This window comes from Roseixanthobacter glucoisosaccharinicivorans, assembly GCF_043195095.2.
In the GTDB taxonomy this organism is placed as follows: domain Bacteria; phylum Pseudomonadota; class Alphaproteobacteria; order Rhizobiales; family Xanthobacteraceae; genus NCEH01.
Map to the genome: position 1 here is coordinate 127,197 of NZ_CM195538.1, position 18,174 is coordinate 145,370.

The 18,174-nt window shown below is 68.2% G+C and carries 16 protein-coding genes; 2 read left to right on the top strand and 14 right to left on the bottom strand.

Annotation, left to right across the window (positions count from 1 at the left end):
- Positions 1 to 240: 240 nt before the first annotated feature.
- From V5F78_RS00540 to V5F78_RS00575, 8 genes are all read right to left on the bottom strand, one after another.
- Positions 241 to 669 (bottom strand): globin family protein, encoded by a 429-nt coding sequence (locus V5F78_RS00540; RefSeq protein WP_394072084.1) that lies wholly within the window; start codon positions 667 to 669, stop codon positions 241 to 243.
- A gap of 14 nt (positions 670 to 683) precedes the next feature.
- Positions 684 to 1,478, bottom strand: a complete 795-nt coding sequence (locus V5F78_RS00545) for an ABC transporter ATP-binding protein (protein ID WP_394072083.1) — start codon at positions 1,476 to 1,478, stop codon at positions 684 to 686.
- 10 nt (positions 1,479 to 1,488) lie between these two features.
- Positions 1,489 to 2,394 carry a nitrate ABC transporter permease gene (gene ntrB / locus V5F78_RS00550; protein ID WP_394072082.1) on the bottom strand — a complete coding sequence of 302 codons (906 nt, stop codon included), beginning with the start codon at positions 2,392 to 2,394 and terminating at the stop codon, positions 1,489 to 1,491.
- A 62-nt stretch (positions 2,395 to 2,456) separates the two neighbouring features.
- Complete coding sequence (locus tag V5F78_RS00555; protein ID WP_394072081.1) at positions 2,457 to 3,812, bottom strand: CmpA/NrtA family ABC transporter substrate-binding protein; 1,356 nt, start codon at positions 3,810 to 3,812, stop codon at positions 2,457 to 2,459.
- A 338-nt stretch (positions 3,813 to 4,150) separates the two neighbouring features.
- Positions 4,151 to 5,305, bottom strand: coding sequence for a CmpA/NrtA family ABC transporter substrate-binding protein (locus V5F78_RS00560; protein ID WP_394072080.1), 1,155 nt, complete (start codon positions 5,303 to 5,305; stop codon positions 4,151 to 4,153).
- Positions 5,302 to 5,892, bottom strand: a complete 591-nt coding sequence (locus tag V5F78_RS00565; RefSeq protein WP_394072079.1) for an ANTAR domain-containing response regulator — start codon at positions 5,890 to 5,892, stop codon at positions 5,302 to 5,304. Before V5F78_RS00565 ends, V5F78_RS00560 begins: the two co-directional genes overlap by 4 nt.
- Positions 5,893 to 5,960: 68 nt before the next feature.
- Positions 5,961 to 8,936, bottom strand: coding sequence for a hypothetical protein (locus V5F78_RS00570; protein WP_394072078.1), 2,976 nt, complete (start codon positions 8,934 to 8,936; stop codon positions 5,961 to 5,963).
- A 74-nt stretch (positions 8,937 to 9,010) separates the two neighbouring features.
- Positions 9,011 to 10,024 (bottom strand): hypothetical protein, encoded by a 1,014-nt coding sequence (locus V5F78_RS00575; RefSeq protein ID WP_394072077.1) that lies wholly within the window; start codon positions 10,022 to 10,024, stop codon positions 9,011 to 9,013.
- Between the two features lie 95 nt (positions 10,025 to 10,119).
- Between V5F78_RS00575 and V5F78_RS00580 the strand changes: the two genes are divergently transcribed.
- Both V5F78_RS00580 and V5F78_RS00585 read left to right on the top strand, forming a co-directional pair.
- On the top strand, positions 10,120 to 11,772 hold the full coding sequence (locus V5F78_RS00580) for a glycosyltransferase family protein (protein WP_394072076.1): 1,653 nt from the start codon (positions 10,120 to 10,122) through the stop codon (positions 11,770 to 11,772).
- A gap of 65 nt (positions 11,773 to 11,837) precedes the next feature.
- Positions 11,838 to 12,743, top strand: coding sequence for a hypothetical protein (locus V5F78_RS00585; protein WP_394072075.1), 906 nt, complete (start codon positions 11,838 to 11,840; stop codon positions 12,741 to 12,743).
- Between the two features lie 241 nt (positions 12,744 to 12,984).
- Here the strand turns inward: V5F78_RS00585 and V5F78_RS00590 are convergent, their stop codons facing one another.
- The 6 genes from V5F78_RS00590 to ffh form a co-directional block, all read right to left on the bottom strand.
- Positions 12,985 to 13,857, bottom strand: coding sequence for an alpha/beta hydrolase (locus tag V5F78_RS00590; RefSeq protein ID WP_394072074.1), 873 nt, complete (start codon positions 13,855 to 13,857; stop codon positions 12,985 to 12,987).
- 139 nt (positions 13,858 to 13,996) lie between these two features.
- Positions 13,997 to 14,398, bottom strand: coding sequence for a 50S ribosomal protein L19 (gene rplS / locus V5F78_RS00595; protein WP_348847469.1), 402 nt, complete (start codon positions 14,396 to 14,398; stop codon positions 13,997 to 13,999).
- Between the two features lie 176 nt (positions 14,399 to 14,574).
- Positions 14,575 to 15,276: a tRNA (guanosine(37)-N1)-methyltransferase TrmD gene (trmD, locus tag V5F78_RS00600; protein WP_394072073.1), complete on the bottom strand. Its 702-nt coding sequence runs from the start codon at positions 15,274 to 15,276 to the stop codon at positions 14,575 to 14,577.
- Between the two features lie 42 nt (positions 15,277 to 15,318).
- A complete protein-coding gene (rimM, locus tag V5F78_RS00605) occupies positions 15,319 to 15,861 on the bottom strand; it encodes a ribosome maturation factor RimM (RefSeq protein WP_394072072.1) in 543 nt (180 codons plus the stop codon).
- A 118-nt stretch (positions 15,862 to 15,979) separates the two neighbouring features.
- On the bottom strand, positions 15,980 to 16,363 hold the full coding sequence (gene rpsP / locus V5F78_RS00610) for a 30S ribosomal protein S16 (RefSeq protein ID WP_394072071.1): 384 nt from the start codon (positions 16,361 to 16,363) through the stop codon (positions 15,980 to 15,982).
- Positions 16,364 to 16,471: 108 nt separating this feature from the next.
- Positions 16,472 to 18,010: a signal recognition particle protein gene (gene ffh / locus V5F78_RS00615; RefSeq protein ID WP_394072070.1), complete on the bottom strand. Its 1,539-nt coding sequence runs from the start codon at positions 18,008 to 18,010 to the stop codon at positions 16,472 to 16,474.
- Positions 18,011 to 18,174: the final 164 nt, after the last annotated feature.

An 18,174-nucleotide genomic window follows, 5' to 3' on the forward strand; every position in this document is an offset into this window, starting at 1 on the left:
AGCCCCCTCTCCCCGAGGCGGAAAGGGTCGGGGTAAGGGGGCTGTTTTCCCAAGCTCTGTCGCCCCCGCGCCCCAAAACCTCCCTCCCCCCTTTTGGGGGAGGGCTGGGGAGGGCGGTGCGCTCTCCGCCGAACCCGGCGCAGGTGATCCGGGCGGCGCCATACCTCCCACCCCACCCCTCCCCCACAAGGGGGAAGGGGGCTGGAATGCGAAGGGGAAGAAGCGGGGCGCGCATGATCGTCACTCGGCCGGGGCCGGCGCCGCGTCCGCCGCGGCGGCGATCATGACCGAGGACAGCAGCCCATAGGCCTCGCTCCAGGCGTCCTTCACTTCCGGCGTGAAATCGGCCCCGAGGCCCTGTTCCAGCGTCCACAACAGGGCCGCGCCGACGGGGGGATAATGTTCGTCCTTCACCCCATAGGCCACGTGCCGCTTGGCCAATGCCTGTGCCGCCGGCACCACCGCCTCGAGGTTCGTCAGGCCCTTCACCACGATGGCGAGGGTCGCCATCAGTTTGCGGCCCTGCTCGGTCATGTCGCCCTTGAACAGGGGCTTCACCTGCGGGGCGATTTCGAACAGGCGGGCATAGAACAGCGCCGCCGCCTGCTCGGAGATGGGCGCGACCTTGGCGAAGGAGGATTGGATCTGTTCGATCTGGGCGGGGGTCATGGGGCGTCCTCCGCTCAGGCCGCTTCCACGAAGCGATGCCGCTCGTGGAGGAATTTGAGCACCGCCTCGCGGGCCTTGAGATAGATGGGATTGGCCACCAGCTCCAGCCGCCGGCGCGGCCGGGCGAGATCCACCGTCAGCACTTCGCCGATGCGGGCGGAAGGGCCGTTGGTCATCATCACGATGCGGTCGGAGAGCAGCACCGCCTCGTCCACGTCGTGGGTGATCATGAGGATGGTATTGCCCAGGGTCGCGTGGATCTGCATCACGCTGTCCTGGAGATGGGCGCGGGTGAGCGCGTCGAGCGCGCCGAACGGCTCGTCCAGCAGCAGAACCTTGGGTTCCATGGCCAGCGCGCGGGCGATGCCGACCCGCTGCTTCATGCCGCCGGACACTTCGCCCGGGCGCTTGTCCTTGGCGTGGACCATCTGCACCAGTTCGAGATTGTGCAAGGTCCATGCATCGCGCTCGGACCGCGACTTGGTGCCGGAAAACACCTTGTCCACCGCGAGGCGGACGTTGTCGTAGACCGTGAGCCAGGGCAGCAGGGAATGGTTCTGGAACACGACCGCGCGGTCGGGACCCGGCGCATTCACCTCGCGCCCCTCCAGGATCACCCCACCTGAGGTGGCGGAGGTGAGGCCAGCGACGATGTTGAGCAAGGTGGACTTGCCGCAGCCGGAATGGCCGATGATCGAGACATATTCGCCCTTCTCGATCTCCAGCGTGACCTCCTTCAGGACTTGGGAGGTCGTGCCGCCGCGCACATAGGTCTTGTCGATATGATCGAGCTTCAGATACGCGCTCATGGCTGCCTCCTCAGGCTGCGGCGGTGCCGCGGGTGACGAAGGCGCCGATGCCGGCAATGATGCGGTCGAGGATGAACCCGACGATGCCGACATAGATGAGCGCCACGATGATGTCGCCGATGAGCGACGAGTTCCAGGCATCCCAGATGAAGAAGCCCACGCCCACGCCGCCGATCAGCATCTCGGCCGCGATGATGGCGAGCCAGGACAGGCCGATGCCGATGCGCAGGCCCGTGAAGATGTAGGGCGCGGCGGCCGGGATCATGATCTTGACGAAGAATTCCAGCGGATTGAGCCGAAGCACCGCCGCAACGTTGCGATAATCCTGCGGAATATTGCGGATGCCCACTGCGGTATTGATGATGATCGGCCAGATGGCGGTGATGAAGATCACGAAGATGGCTGCCGGCTGGCCATCACGGAACGCCGCCAGGGAGAGCGGCAGCCAGGCCAGCGGCGGCACGGTGCGCAGCACCTGGAACAACGGGTCGAGCCCGCGCATGGCCCAGGTGGACTGGCCAATCAGCGTGCCGAGGCCCACGCCGGCCACCGCCGCCAGCGAATAGCCGATGGCGACGCGCTGGAGCGAAGCGAGGATGTGCCAGAACAGGCCCTTGTCGAGGCCGCCCCGGTCATAGAACGGGTTGGAGATCAATTCCCAGGAATTCTGGAGGATCGACGAGGGTGCGGGCAGGGGCGAGGTGGGCGAACTGCACAGCACCTGCCAGAGCCCCACCAGCAGCACCAGGACGATGAAGGGCGGCACCACATTCGCCGCGATCATGCCGAGCACCGGCCGCAGGCGCGCGGTGAGCGGCTTGCGCTTCGGGCTCGGCATGGCGACCACCGTTGCACGCGGCGCGCGGGCAGGGGCGGGGGCGTCCGGGGCAGGGAATTTCAAGGCGGGTGTGGTCATCGGCTCACTCCGGAAAAGGGCAGAGGCAGGGGCGCCCGGTGCCAGGCCGGGCGCCGCGCGGATCAGGCGATGCGCTTGATGCCGAGGCTGGCGAGATAGGCGCCCGGATTGGCCGGGTCGAAGACCTTGCCGTCGTAGAAGGTCTCGATGCCGCGCGAGGTGGAGGTGGGGATCTCGCTGGCCGGCACGTTCAGCGCCTTGGCGGCCTCGCGCCACAGGTCCTCGCGGTTCACCTTGGCGACCAGCGCCTTGGCGTCATAGTCGGGCTCGAACTTGCCCCAGCGCTGATCCTCGGTGATGAACCAGAGGTCGTGGCTCTGATACGGATAAGAGGCGGAATCGGCCCAATACTTCATCATGACCGGGCTCTTCTCGACCACGCGGCCGGTGCCGTAGTCGAACTTGCCCTTCATGCGGTCGGTTACGTCGGCGACCGGCACGTTGATCCACTGGCGCTTGGCGCAGATGGCCGCCGCTTCCTCGCGGTTCTCCATCTTCTCGCACCACATCTGCGCTTCCATCACCGCCTTCAGGAGCGCCATGGACGCCTTGGGGTTCTTGTCCACATAAGCGGCGCGCATGCCGAACGCCTTCTCGGGATGGTCTTTCCACATTTCCCCGGTGGTCAGCGCGGTGTAGCCGATCTTCTGGTGGATCAACTGCTCATTCCACGGCTCGCAGACGCAGAAGCAATCCATGGTGCCGACCTTCATGTTGGCCACCATCTGGGCGGGCGGGACCACGATGGTCTCGATGTCCTTGTCCGGGTCGATGCCGCCGGCGGCGAGCCAATAGCGGATCCAGAGGTCATGGGTGCCGCCCGGGAACGTCATGGCGGCCTTCACGGCCTTGCCGGAGGCCTTCTTCTGCTCGAGCGCGGCCTTGTAGGGCTTGGTATCCAGCCCGACCTTCAGGTCGAAATACTCCTGCCCCACCGAGATGCACTGGCCGTTCAGGTTGAGCCGCGCCAGGATATACATGGGGGTGGGTACGTTGTTCTGGGTCACCTTGCCGGCGGAGATCAGGTAGGGCATGGGCGTCAGGATGTGCGCCCCGTCGATGCCGTTGCCTTCTGAGCCGAGCACGAGATTGTCTCGGGTGGTGCCCCAGGAGGCCTGCTTGGCGACCGTCACGTCGGTCATGCCGTATTTGTCGAACAGGCCCTTTTCCTTTGCGACGAACAAGGGCGCGGCATCGGTCAGAGCGATAAAACCGAGCACCGCCTTGTTGGTCTCCGGCCCCTCGGCCGCATAAGCGGAAGGCACGCCGCCCGGAAAGGTCATGCGCACCGCATCGAACAGCGCCGCCGCGCCCAGGGCGGCCGCGCTGCTCTTCAGCAGCGAGCGGCGCGCCGGAGAGGCGGGCTGGTCGTTCTGGGCGGCGGACTGGCCGGGCCGGGTGGTCGAAAACTCGGTCATTCTGGTTCCCCTCTGGTCGGCATCTGTGACGGGTCAGAAACGAAAAAAGCCGCGGACAGCACGATGGCGATTGCCATCGGTGTCAGCGGCTTTGCTGAATGTCCCGTCAGTGGGACGAATTTTTTGACGCGGACATCATTGGCCGCGTCTGGAACTTATCTATTCAAGATGCGTGCCAGACACAGACGATCGGAAGGGCGTTGTATTTGCTTTGGATTTTGTATGCCAAAATTTTGTGCAGGCGCACTATGCGCCAGTGCGGTGCGAAGAATCCGGGCAAATGATGCGGAATTGAGCGTGCTCCTGGGGCGCGCAAGGCGCGCTGGAGCGTGTAATCGCTATCCTTGCGCGGCGTCGTCCGGCCCGGATTTGAGAAAACGCGCGGCATCGAAGGGCGCCCCGAGCCGGGTTGCCACGCAGTCGGGTTCGGCGGTGTGGTGCACCGGCGCATGGCCCACGGCATGGTCGAAAATATCCGGCCGGTAGACCGAGATCGCCTCGCGCGCCGCATCTGCCCCCCATTCACCCTGGTGGGCCTCGACGATCTGGCTGTACATCCACAAGGCATGGTCCGGCTCGGGCCGGTTGGCGCCGTCGCGATGCAGGACGAGATAATCCTGGTGCGCCCGCAACGGGCCGCCCGGCGCGGTATGGAGCCGTCCATCGAGGGTCCGGCGTAGCACGTCGGCGGGCAGGGAGAGATGGCGCGGCTCGCCCAGCAGGCGGGCGAGATCCTCATGATTGGCGGGGTCCTCGCACCAGCGCGCGGCGGCATAGAGTGCCCGCACCAGACGATGCAGCACGTCGGATTCCGCATTGGCGAAGCGGGCGTGCACGCCCAGCACCTTTTCCGGCACCCAGCCGAAGATTTCCGCCCCAAGCACGGCGATGCGCCCCACGTCGGCATCCACCGCGACGCTGTTCCAGGGGCTGCCGACGCAGAAGCCGTGCACCAGCCCATTGCGCAGGCTCTCGGCCATGAAGGGCGGGGGGATCACGACGAGGCGCACGTCGCGGTCCGGATCGACGCCGCCGGCTTTCAGGAAATTGCGCACCAGATAGGTATGGGTGGAGAAGCTGTAGACCGAGGCGAAGATCAGGGGGTCGCGCCCGGCGGCGCGGCGCTGCGCCACCACCCGGCCAAGTGCGCGCGCCGCCGCCGGCGCGGTGGACAGGTCGATGCCGGTGTCGCCCATCTCGGCATAGACATCCTTGGCGATGGTAAGCGCGCTGCCGTTGAGATTGAGCGCGAACGGCACCACCAGCGGCACCCGCACATGGCCGAGCCCGAGCGAGGAGGCGATCGCCAGCGGGCCCAGCATGTGCGCGCCGTCGAGCAGGCCGACATTCACCTTGTCGCGGATATTGGCCCAGGAGACCTCCTTGTGAAGGTCGATCTCCAGCCCCTCGGCCATGGAGAAGCCGCGCTCTGCGGCGGCAATCAGCACGGCGGCATCGGTGAGGGGAATGAACCCCATGGCAAGGCGTCTCATCGCAACATCTCCGCGGCGGTGATGACGGATTGGGCGATGTCCACCATCCGCTTCTTTTCGTTCATGGCGGTCCGGCGCATGAGGCCGTAGGCCGCCTGTTCGTCGATATTCTTCATCTTCATGAGGATCAGCTTGGCGCGATCCACCAGCTTGCGTTCCTCGAGCTGGCTCTTCGCCTCCTCCAGTTCCTCCCTGAGGCGGGCGAAGGCGCGGAAGCGGGAGATGGTGGTTTCCAGGATCGGCTTCACGCGGTCCTTGCGCAGCCCGTCCACCACATAGGACGCGACGCCGGCGGCGATCGCCGCCTCGATGGTCTTCCCGTCGGACTGGTCCACGAACATGGCCACGGGGCGCTTCACCTCCCGGCTCATCTGGAACATCTGCTCGATGGTGTCGCGGCTTGGATCCTCCAGGTCGATCAGGATCACGTCCGGATCAATCGCATAAATGCGTTCCAGCAGGTTCTTGTGGCCCTCGACGCGCAGCACGTTGACGTAGCCCGCCTCGCGCAGACCCTCGCTCAGGATGGCCGCGCGCACCGGGCTTTCGTCAACGATCACGATACGCAGGTTCAGATCACTGGCCATGGGATCCGTGGGCTGGAGCCATTTGTAAAAAAGCCGGGCCGGCCTGAAGCCAGGGCGCCGCCCTCGCGCTATTTTTCAACCGTGGCCGCGGCGAAGTCCATGATCCTTTTGCGCAGTGCAAAAAGTTCCGGGGGGTGTTGGGCATAGGCCTGCCAATCGGCGGGTATGGCGGCGAACAGTTCGTCGCGCAGCGCCTTGGCGGCCGGGTCGCCCACGGCCCGCGCGTCCAGCCAGTGCAGCCATTGAAGGTCGCCCATGCCGTCGGCCGTCTCAATCAGCCGGGCGTCCACGGTCGCCACCGGCTGGCAGCGGCTCGCGCTGAGCGGAAGGATGGCATATTCGCTCTCGCGCCCGTCCGTCGGGTCGCGCGGATCCGCGGTGAAGGCGCGGGCGTGCCATTGCAGATAGCCGTGCGCGCCCACCCGCCAGAACAGGAACCCCGCGGCGGCGCGATAATCCAGCATATTGTAGAGCCAGGGAGTGATGCCGCGGCCCTGCAGTTCCGCAAATCCGGCGGCGCTCACCCCATAGCCGAAATTCACCAGCACCGTGTCGAACAGGCCCAGCAGCTTGCGATTGCTGGGATTGTTGAGCTGCCCGGCGCGCTTCGCCCCGGGCGCGCGGGCTTGGAGGGCATCGTGCACCCGTTGCAAGGCCGCGATGCCGGCGGGATCGTCCGCCGGTTCGTCGGTGATCGCCCACAGCGGCGCGGGCAGCCCGGCGGCGGCAAGCTGGCTCTCGGCGGCTGCGACATCGGCGGCCATCGCGGCGGTGCCGGCGGCCGCGTCCAGGCGCTTGACGGAGGTATAGTCGAGGAAGGGCGGCCGGAAGCCGGCGTCGCGCGCGAGGCGCGTCTGCTGAAGGTAGCGCGGCAGCTGCGCCGGTGTCGGTGTCACGAGATCCGGCGAGATGCCGGTCATGCCGAAGCTGCGCAGCGCGGCATAATCGCAGGCCATCTCCCGGTCCGCCTGGTCGGGCGTGGGGCGGAACCAGGCTTCATAGGGCGGCGCGTTGAGATAATAGCCGATCGGATCGCTGATCTGCGGCAAGGCCAGGGGCAGCACGTCAACCACCGCCGTCGCCGAGACCTGGGTGCCAGCGATATCGAGGGTCAGCGTCACCGGCAGCGGGCCGGCGGGCGCGTCGGCCGGCACGGTGAGCGTTACGTTCAGCCGGCGCGGAATGCCGCTGGCGATGCGCAGGAAGGAGAGGTCGCCCTCCAGCACGTCGGAGGTGATGGCGAGGGCATTCTCGCCGACTCCGCGCCGCATATAGGTCCATTTGCCCCAGCGCACCTGTGGCGTGATGCCGTTCGGCGCAGAAACGGACACATTGGCCGAGAGGTCGTCCACATTGGAGAGCGCGAGGAAATCCACCGACACGAGGCTGCCGCGCGCCGCGCGCACGCGGGTTTCCACCGGCAGGTCGGCGCGCCAGAAGGGATGCTGGCTGCGCGGCGTGCCCACGGGCAGCACGCGCAGGGTGACGCCCTTGGCAAGCGCCGGGTCCACCGGCTTGTCGAGCACCGGCCAGCGCTCGCCATAGCGCTGGCGCCGCCAGGCCTCCACCGCGTCCACGGCGGCCGTGCTGGCGCCGGGCGCGATCACCATGGCGGCGATATAGCCATTGTTCGGCGGCTGGTCGGAGGCCAGCTCCACCACGATCTTGCCGTCCACGACGGGCACGGTGGCCGTCACCAGCCCGCCCCGGTCGCGCGCATAGACCGACCAGGGATCGCCGTCGATCATCGCTTCCTTCCACAGGCCGCGCCGATAGACTTGGTCGATCCATTCATCCGGGGTGTAATGCTTGTCGAGCACCACTTGCCCGTCGATGGTGATGGTGCGGTTCAGGGAATGGGGGAAATATTCCCATTCCCCCTGGTCCTCGGTCCAGAGCGATACGGTGGCGGTGGTGCTGCGGGTCCAGGGCACGGTGATGGTGCGGATGCCGTTGAGGCCGCTCGACAGCAAGGGATCGCTCTGGGTGCGCACCAGCGCGCCAGCGCCGGGGCTGAGGCGCGGATCGTTGGGCAGCACGGTTTCAAAGCCCGGCACCGCGATGTCGGGCGTCGGCGCGAACCTCAGGCCGAGGGCGCCTTGGGGCAGGGGATTGGCATTCTCCACATGCACGTCGCCGAGCGCGATCCCTGGCTGGGGCGGATTCACGAACACGATGAGGCGCTTGATCTGTGTGCGATCGAGCCGGCGCTTGGACGGCGTCACCCAGGAGGAGACCGGGGAGCGCAGCACGAACGGCCCGGGCGGCACCGTCTGCACCGCCGAGCCGCGCGAATGCCAGTCGGTCGAAGAGACGTCGTCGATGCGCAGATTGACTGTGAGCGGCTTGCCGGTGGTGTTGTCGCCCTGCACCACCACTTCCTGTTCCGCGTCGAACGCCACCGGAGTGGCGAAGTCCTGCACCGCCGTGGTGCGCGCGCCGGCGAGCCAGCTGCGCCCATCCGGCACGCCCGCGAACGCCGGCGGTGGTGGCGGCGGTTCGGCCGGCGCGGCGGGCACCGGCGGGGCGATGATGAGGGAGGCGAGCGTGGCGGCGGGCTCGCCCTCGGGCGTGAACAGCAGCAGGCGGGTCAGCGCCGCGGGGTCGAGGCGGCCGCCGCCGGGCGTCTGCAGCGCGCCGAGCGGGACCCGCCATTCGAACGCGCCGGGGGCGAGATCATGCTCGTCGTTGAACCGCGACAGGCCATCCACGGACTGGGCGTCCTCGATCCAAAGCACCAGTTGCAGCGTACGGCCGGTCGCGTTGCTGCCGCGGATCACCAGGTCCTGCTCCGGCGGCACCGCGCGGGGTGGGTCGAACCGCAGTTCCAGCGGCTGAGCGGTGGTGGTGGCGGTCGTGAGGAAGGGAGCGGACGGGTCCGCGTCGGGCGCGCCGGTGTCCGCTATGGTTTGGACCGGAGCGGCGGTGCGTGACCCGCCCACGAGATCGGCGCGGAACACCAGCACGCCGACGGCCGCGCTGCCGACGAGGCCGAGCAGGACGCCCCATCCGAAGCCGCCCGCCCACACATGCAGCCTGCCCATCGCACAGCTCCTGGCGCTCAAGCGCGCGTCTCGAATTGAGGCTTGGGGTTTGAGGGCCCGGCCGTGGGCGATGCTCAGGGTGTGAGCGTGTCGAGCCGCAGTTCGCTCAGAGTGACAGGGCCCGGACCGTCGGTGACGAACACCACCACCCGACGGATGTTCGTGCGGTCGAGCAGGGTCTTGGCGGGTGTGATCCAGGACGCGGCGGGCGCCCGCAGCACGAACGGGCCGGGCGGCACGCTGAGGCTGGTCTGGGCGCGCGAGTTCCAATCCATGGACGCCGCGTCGTCCACCCGCAGGTTCACGGTCAGCGGCTTGTCCGAAGGGTTGGTGCCGGAGAGGATGAAACCCTGGTTCGCGGCGACCGAAAGGGCGGGGCTGAATTCCTGCTCGGCCGTGGTCTTCGCGCCGCGCAGCCAGGATTGGCCGGCCGTGGGCGCGGCCTTCTGCGTCTCGATCTGCACGCTGTCGATATCGAGCACGCCCTTCTGCGAGAACACGACGATGCGGACGATGGCATTGATGTCCAGCTCCGCCTTGCCGGAGGTGGTGATGCCGTCGAACGGCACCCGCACCTCGAACGGCCCCGGGGCGACCGTGTCGGTGCGATTGTAGCGGCTGTTCCAATTGCTCGATTTGGCATCGTCGATGCGCAGGTTGAAGTCCACCGGCTCGGCATTCATGTTGCGCCCGCGCACCACCAGTTCGTCATTGCGCGCGAAGGCGCGGGGCGGGGTGAAGGCCTGTTCCAGCGCCGCCGTGGTGCGCGAATTGATGATGAAGGGCGGGCTTTTCGCCGCCGGTCCGGGGGCGGCCTGTCCTGCGACCGGCAGTTGGGCTGTGGGCGGTGTCGCGGGTTTCGGCGCCACGCTGGTCGCCGCCGCGGGGGCCGGGCGAAGCTCCGGCGGGCGCGCCGGCGCGGGCGGAGCGGAGGCCACCGCCTGTCCGGCGGGCGCGGCCGGGCGTTCCATGGTGATGCGCTCGACGATGTCCGGGCGGAACAGCACGATTCCGGCCGTGGTGGCGCCGACGATGCCGAACACGGCGCCCCAGGCAAAACCGCCAAACCAGGTTTGGATCGCGCTCATGGCTTTGCTCCGCACGGGCATGGACGGCGCCCTTGCCGAACTTTAGAAAGCCCTCGCGGCCTTTAGGCAAGGGGCTTCGTGACGCGGGGGTGTTCGTGGCGCACAAGGGCGGGGACGACCGGATCAGGGCGCTGGTGGGCTCCGCCCTTCAAGCGCTGCTGTTCGCAATTTTCGCGGCCTTTCTCCTGGTGCTGCTGGCGCTTCTTCAGCGGGCCTCCGGCGCCTATTTCGCGGAGTTTTCCGCGACCGAGGCACAGGAGGCGGGGCATTATGTCACCGGCTTGATGTTCGCCGATTACGCCCGTGCGCACTTTCCGCCCCTGTTCGCCTTCATCGAGACCTTCTTCCTGCATTATCCGCGCGTCGCGCTGGGGCTGAATCCGCCGCTGTATTATCTACTGGAAGGCGCCTGGTTCCTGGCGGTGTCGCCCTCCACGCCCGCCGCCCTGGTGCTGCCTTGCCTGATGGCCGCGATCCTGGTGGTGAGCGCGGGCTTCGTCACCGCGCGCCAGCTCGGCCCGCTGCCGGGGGTCGCGGTGTGCGCGGTGCTGCTCGCCCTGACGCCGCTGCGGGAGGCGATTCTGGTCGTTTCGCTGGATATGCCGGCGGCGCTGCTCGCCTTTCTCGCGATGCTCGCCTTCTGGCGCTATCTGGAGACCGGAGGTTGGGGCGCCGCGGCTGGGTTCGGCCTGCTGGCGAGCGCGGCCATGCTCACCGATTTCGGCATGATCGCGCTGGGTCTGGTGCCGCCGCTCGGCGTCCTGGCCGCCCGGCGGCTGACGCTGATGCGTCGCGCCGGCTTCTATCTGCCCTACGCGCTCATGCTGGTGCTGGCCGGCCCCTGGATCGTCGGCACCTATCCGCTGGTGGCGGGGCATTTCGCCGGCGGATGGGGCGCCGGCTTCGCGCGCATGGCCGTGCCCTTCTACGGCACGGCGCTGACGGCCGGCCTCACCGCTTTGATCCTTGCCCTGGCCGGATTCGGCGCGTTGTCGGCGGTGCTTGCCAACTGGCGGGAGGGAACTCCCTCCGCCAGCCTGTTCGCCGCCCTCGCCGCGCTCGCCGGGGCGGTGCTGATCGGCTGTGTGATGGTGCCGCTCGCGCCGGAGGCCCGCCATCTCCTGCCGGCGGTGGTGCCATTGGTGATGCTCGCGGCCTATGGCGGCATGAGCCTGATCGGCCTTCTGACCACGGGATGGCCGATTCTGTCCGGGCTGATGGTGTCCATGGTGATGCTGCTTGCCGCCCTGCCGGCACTGCTGACGCCGCTCTCGAAGCCACCCATCGGCATGCTCCCCGCCGCGCGCGCGATCCTCGACCGGGGCGCCGCCGCCCCTTTGATCCTGGTGGCGGCGGACGAAAAGGGCGAAGGCGCGCTGATCGCCGCGATCGCCCAGCACGATGCCGCCCGCACCGCCTTCGTGGTGCCCGCGCGGCGCCTTCTGGCGGCGGAGCCCGTGCCCGGCGGGGATGCTCAGGCGACCGCCCGTGCCACCGCAGGCATGCTGGGCGACAGCGCGGTGGCGTTCGTGGTGCTCGATACCGCGCCCGGCGCCGCCGCGGTGCCCCAGACCCGGCAGTTGCGCGCCGCGCTTGAGGCTGCGCCGGGAGATTTCAACCTGCTCGGAACCTATCCCCGCGCCGACGGCACGGGCGAGGTGCGCCTTTACGGCGTGACGCAGAATGCGTCGCGTCCGGCGGACCCCGCGCGCCTGAGGCAGCTGCTGCTGCCGAAGTTGGGGGGCTGAGCGGTGACATTCGCTTACAATCTGCGCCTTGACGGCGGGCGGCCGCGCCGCGAAAACGCGGCTCCATGCGCGCCTTGAGAGATTATTCACCGTTGGAATGGGTGCGGGCCGCACCGCTGGCGCATGGCGCCAGGCGCGGGCGCAACATTCTCGTGGATCGCATCTACCGCCGCTTCCGCGTCCCGGGCCAGGACGAGGTGCAGCGCGCACTTGCCGCGCATCGCGGCGGCACGCTGGCCTTCACCGTCGCCTTCAACTTGCCGGAAGCCGTGGCGCTGCTGTCGCAAGCCATGGCGCGGTTCCTGCCGGGTACGCCGCTGGTGGTGTGCGACAATTCCAATCAGCCCGAGGCCCGCGCGCGCATTGCAGCCGTGTGCGCCGAACGCGGCCACATCTATTGCCCGCTCCCGCCCGCGCCGCTCGGGCGCTTCAGCTCCAACGGGTCGCGCAGCCATGCGGTGGCGCTGAACTGGATCTATCACAACCTCATCCGGCCGACCGAACCCAAGGTGTTCGCGCTGCTGGACCATGACCTCGTGCCGCTGGCGATCGACGATTTCGCCGACCGCGTCGCCAGCCAGCCGGCCTATGGCATGGTGCGCCATGGCGCACGGTTCGGCTGCTGGTTCCTGTGGCCCGGCTACAGCGTGTTCGACTATGCCGCCACCGCCGAGATGGACCTGGATTTCGGCACCGACACCCCCCTGACCCTCGATACCGGCGGGCAGAACTGGCATCGCCTCTATCGGCGGATGCGCCTCGGGGACATGCGCCAGGCGCAGACGCGGGAGGTCTATCTCGGTGATGGAGCGGGTGGGCGCGAGCCGTATCTTCTCGCCGACACCTGGATGCATGTGGGAGGCGCCGGGCATCGCGGCGGCGGCGCTGCGGCGCTCGCGCGGGTGCGGCAGGCCTTCGAGGCGGACCCCCAGGGCCTGCTCGCCCGCCTGCTGGAAAACGCGGCGGGCTGAGGCTAGAGCGCGATCGACATTCAGCGGCGAGGTGTCTCGAGGCGCCTGACGTTGGGTGCGCGCGATTGTCTTTCTTTCACCGGTCGTCATGGCCGGGCGCGTCCCGGCCACCCACGCCGGGCCGACTGTGCGGGCTTTGAAGAGCCGGTGCCAGCGGTGCCGCGTGGATGCACGGGACAAGCCCGTGCATGACGTTTCTCTCCTGAACAGCGTCAAGCCATGAATGTCGATTGGCTCTCGCCTATTTCAGCTGCGCGTCGATCCACGCGGCGATCGCCGCGACCGCCTTGTCCTCGATCCCATAATAGCCGTGCGGCGACAGCGAGCCGCAGGGCTTGCTCTTCAGCACCCCGCCGGAGAGGTTCAGCACCTGCGCGGATGGCGCGGTGGTGAGGTGCGCGGCGATCTTCGGCGCATCCTGCGGCGGCGCGACGAAGCAGCCGTCGTCCGCATTGGCGACCACCAGCACGGGCACAGTGACCGCCTCGGGATGGGCATCGAACACGGTTTCCCCGCTCGCGCCGAGGCGCGAGACCGATTCCGTGAGCACCACTCCGGCGATTTCCCCCTGCCGCAGCGTGGCCGCCCCGTTCATGGCGGCGATAGAGCCCTGGCTGGTTCCCACGAGAAATACCGGTCTGTCCGCATGGTCCCGGGCGAAGGCGACCAGCGCGCGCACCGTTTGCGCATAGGCCGGAGTGCTGCGCCGGCCGCGCAGGGTGCGGTCGACGGGAGCGTCTGGGATCAGCACCGCATATCCGCGCGCAAGCCACAGCGCGCGGGTTCGCACGAGGAAATTAGCGGGGTGTGCGAAGGTCCCATCGCACCGGATGCCGATCTTGCCAGTGCCTCCGGGCAGCATCACGAGGGTTGCGCGGGGCGCGGGCGGCGACAGCAGGACAAGGCGCTGCTGTTGGCCATTCACCATCAGATCGCGCACGATCCCCCCGGCCGCGACATCCTTCGCCACAATCACGCCCGCCGCGCATCGGTCCGGCGTCTGGGCGGCCAGCGGCGTGGCGAAAGCGACCAAAGCGAGCGTGACCACGCCGAGCGTGACCCGGGCGAGCATGACCTGGGCGAGGGCGAGCGGGATCAAGGCCAAGCGTTTCATGCCGGTGATGCTAACCCAGAAGCCTTGTCGCGGGACTGCCCCACGCTGGCCGTCGATCGGATCGAGGGCAATAAAAAACGCCGCCGGGCGAGCCCGACGGCGTTGAAAAGCAAGCCGAACCTTCAGGCTCGGCGAGGTCTCACTTCGAAGCGGACTTGATCTTCTTGCCGCTCTCGTCGCGGCGATCGGTACGCTCGGCGATACGGGCGGACTTGCCGCGACGGTCGCGCAGATAATAGAGCTTCGCGCGGCGCACCTTGCCCCGGCGCACCAGCTTGATGGAATCGATCAACGGCGAATAGACCGGGAACACGCGTTCCACGCCTTCGCCGTAGGAAATCTTGCGGACGGTGAAGCTCTCGTTGAGGCCGCCGCCGTTACGGGCGATCACAACGCCTTCATAGGCCTGCACGCGGGTGCGCTCGCCTTCCACGACCTTCACATTGACGATCACGGTATCGCCGGGCTGGAAGTCCGGGGTGGGCCGCTTTTCAGCGAGGCGGGCGGCCTGTTCTGCTTCGAGGGTCTGAATGATGTTCATGTGTCACCAACTTTCATGCGGTCGCCATACGCCGCCAGCCCGAGGACTGGGTTGCCCCGGCGCCACATCGTGTCGTTTTAAATTAGGGGGACGGCGCGGCTATACCGCAGAACGCTTCGCCTGTCATGCCCTTTGTTCATGCAGGCGTCACACGCGCAGCGGGCGCAAGCTCCGCCTCACATGCCGTCCTGATCGTCCGGGCCGAGCAGATCGGGCCGGCGGGCGCGCGTCGCCTTTACCGCTTCCGACCGACGCCAGGCGCGGATGCGGGCGTGATCGCCGCTGGTGAGCACCTCGGGGATCGGCGCGCCCTCGAACAGCTGCGGGCGGGTGTATTGGGGATATTCCAGCAGGCCGGCGGAGAAGCTCTCGTCCGTTCCGCTCTCGATCTTGCCCATGACGCCGGGAATGAGTCTTACGCAGGCGTCGAGCAGAAGCAGCGCCGCGCTTTCCCCGCCGGACAGGACCACGTCGCCGACACAGATCTCCTCCAGCTGGCGGGCGGCGATCACGCGCTCGTCCACGCCCTCGAAGCGGCCGCACAGGATCACCGCGCCCGGACCCGCGGAGAGGTCGCGCACGCGCGCCTGGGTCAGCGGACGGCCACGCGGCGTCATCAGCAGGCGCGGGCGCAGATCGCCTTCGGGCGAGACCGCATCAATGGCGGCGGCGAGCACGTCGGCGCGCATCACCATGCCGGGGCCGCCACCCGCCGGGGTGTCGTCCACCGAGCGGTGCTTGTCGCGGGCATGATCGCGGATCTGCACCGCTTCCAACTCCCACAACCCCGCCGCCAGCGCCTTGCCGGCGAGTGCATGGCCGAGGGGACCGGGAAACATCTCGGGATAGAGCGTGAGGACGGAGGCGCGAAACATCATGGCGTTGTGATGGGGGAGGCGGACGGCGGCGTCAAATGGCGCCTATTCCTCGCCTTCCTCCACATCGTCCTCGGCGCCCTCAGGCGCGTCTTCGTCCTCTGCCTCCTCCACCACCACGACCCGCCGGGCGGCGAGGTCCACAACCGGGACGGCGGCTTTGGTGAAGGGTACGAGGCGGGTTTTGCCGCCGCCCTCCGGCAAATATTCGAGAATGTCGCCGGCGCCGAAATCGTGCAGCGCGGTCACGGCGCCGAGGCGCGTGCCGGCCGCGTCCTCCACCGAGAGGCCGATCAGGTCCGCATGATAGAAGGCGTCCTCTTCCGGCGGGGGCAGGTCGGCGCGGGCCACGAACAGGTCGGTATTGGTCAGGGCCTCGGCGGCGGTGCGATCGGCGACGCCGTCGATGCGGGCGACGAAATGCTCTTTCGCCTCGCGCAGGGACAGGATGCGGATCCGCTTGCCGGCGGCCGTGGAGAGTTTGTAGCGCCGCAGGGCGAGGGGGTCCTCGCCGAATGCGAACAGGCGCACCTCGCCCCTCACGCCATGGGGCGCGCCGATGCGGGCGATCAGGATTTGGTCTGTCATGGAATGCTTCTGCCAGATCGCCGGGCGGTCCGGGCGAAGAAAGGCGGGGGCGCTTCCCGAAGGTGGAAGCGCCCTGCCGGGTCGTTAGCGCGCCGGACGCTGGGCCCGGCGCAAAGCCTCACTCGGCGGAGGCTTCCGTGCCGGCGGCAGCGGCAGCAGCCGCAGCTTCGGCGGCCTTGGCACGCTCGGCGGCGCGCTCCTGGGCCTTCTTGCCGGGCTCGCCCTTCTTGGGGTTGGACGGGGTTTCCCGCTTCAGCAGGCCCTGGGCGTCGAGGAAGCGCGCGACGCGGTCGGTGGGCTGGGCGCCCTTTTCGAGCCAGGCCTTGGCCTTCTCCACGTCGAGCACGACGCGTTCGGCCGAATCCTTGGCGAGAAGCGGGTTGAAGGTGCCGATCTTCTCGATGAAGCGGCCATCACGCGGCGAACGGGCGTCGGCGATCACGATGCGATAATAGGGACGCTTCTTGGCGCCGCCACGGGCGAGCCGGATCTTCAGGGACATTTTGGTCTTCCTTTCAAACGTCTGTCTTTGGGTTCGTATCGGTCTTCCAGCGCCACCTGCCGGGTCCCGAGGAGCCGGGCGGGCGGTGCTGAGAATGGGGTGAAAAGGCTATTTCTTCTTCGGCCCTCCGAGGCCCGGGAGACCGGGGCCCTTGGGAAGGCCGGGGAATTTGGCCGGAAGGCCACCGCCGCCCAGGCCGGGGAAGTTCGGCGGGAGACCGCCGGGTCCGCCGCCGGGCATGCCGCCCGGCATCTTCTCGGCCATCTGCTGGAGCATTTCCGGCGAGGGGCCGCCGCCGCCAATGCCGAACATGCTGGCGAGGCCCGCCATGGGGCCGCGCTTGCCGGCCGCCCCGCCCATGGCCTTCATCATGTCGGCCATCTGGCGGTGCATCTTCAGCAGGCGGTTGATCTCTTCCACCTTGGTGCCGGAACCGGCCGCGACCCGGCGCTTGCGCGAGGCGTCGAGCACCTTCGGGTTGCGCCGCTCCTGGCGGGTCATGGAATTGATGATGGCGGTCTGCCGCTTGAAGACCTTGTCGTCGAGATTGGCCGAGGCGATCTGGTTCTTCACCTTGGCGATGCCGGGCAGCATGCCGAGCACGCCCGTCATGCCGCCCATCTTTTGCATCTGGGCCAGCTGGTCGCGCAGGTCTTCCAGATCGAATGCGCCCTTGCGCATCTTCTCGGCGACCGCCTTCGCCTTCTCGATGTCGATGTTCTCGGCGGCTTTCTCCACCAGGGCGACCACGTCGCCCATGCCGAGAATGCGGCCGGCCACGCGGCGGGGATCGAAATCCTCCAGCGCGTCCATCTTTTCGCCGGTGCCGAGCAGCTTGATGGGCTTGCCGGTGACCGCGCGCATGGAAAGCGCCGCGCCGCCGCGCCCATCGCCGTCGGCGCGGGTCAGGACGATGCCGGTGATGCCGACGCGGCCGTCGAAGGCCTTGGCGGTGTTCACCGCATCCTGGCCGGTGAGGCTGTCGGCCACCAGCAGGATCTCGTGCGGGTTGGTGGCGGCCTTCACCTCGGCCACCTCGGCCATCAGCGCCTCGTCGAGCGTGACGCGGCCGGCAGTGTCGAGCATGACGACGTCGTAATTGCCGAACTTCGCCGCCTCGATGGCGCGCTTGGCGATCTGCACCGCGCTCTGGCCCGGAACGATCGGCAAGGTGGCGACGCCGACCTGGGTGCCGAGGGTCGCGAGCTGCTCCATGGCGGCGGGGCGGCGGGTGTCGAGGGAGGCCATCAGCACGCGCCGCTTGCCGCGCTCGGTGAGGCGCTTGGCGATCTTGGCGGTGGTGGTGGTCTTGCCCGAGCCCTGGAGGCCGACCATCAGCATGGGCACGGGGGCGGCGGCGTGCAGGTCGATCGGATCGGCGTCCGAGCCCAGCACCGCCACCAGTTCGTCATGGACAATCTTGACGACCATCTGGCCGGGCGTCACCGACTTGATGACTTCCGCGCCGACGGCACGCGCGCGCACCTTGTCGATGAACTCACGCACCACGTCGAGCGCCACGTCGGCTTCGAGCAAAGCGCGCCGAACCTCGCGCATGGCTTCGGAGACGTCGGCCTCGGTGAGGGAGCCACGCCGCTTGAGCTTGTCGAGTATGCCGCCGAGGCGGTCGGAAAGGCTGTCGAACATGGGTCCGTCCGGGTATCTCCGGCTCATCGCCGAAGGGCTTTTCCCAAGAACAGGCGCAACGCAGAACACGCCCGAGGGCGCACAGCGCTGTCGGGCGGGGACCTCCGGGCTCTCGGCCCGGTCGGCTGGATCGGCGTTGCCGTCCGTGAGAAGGGCGCGTTCTT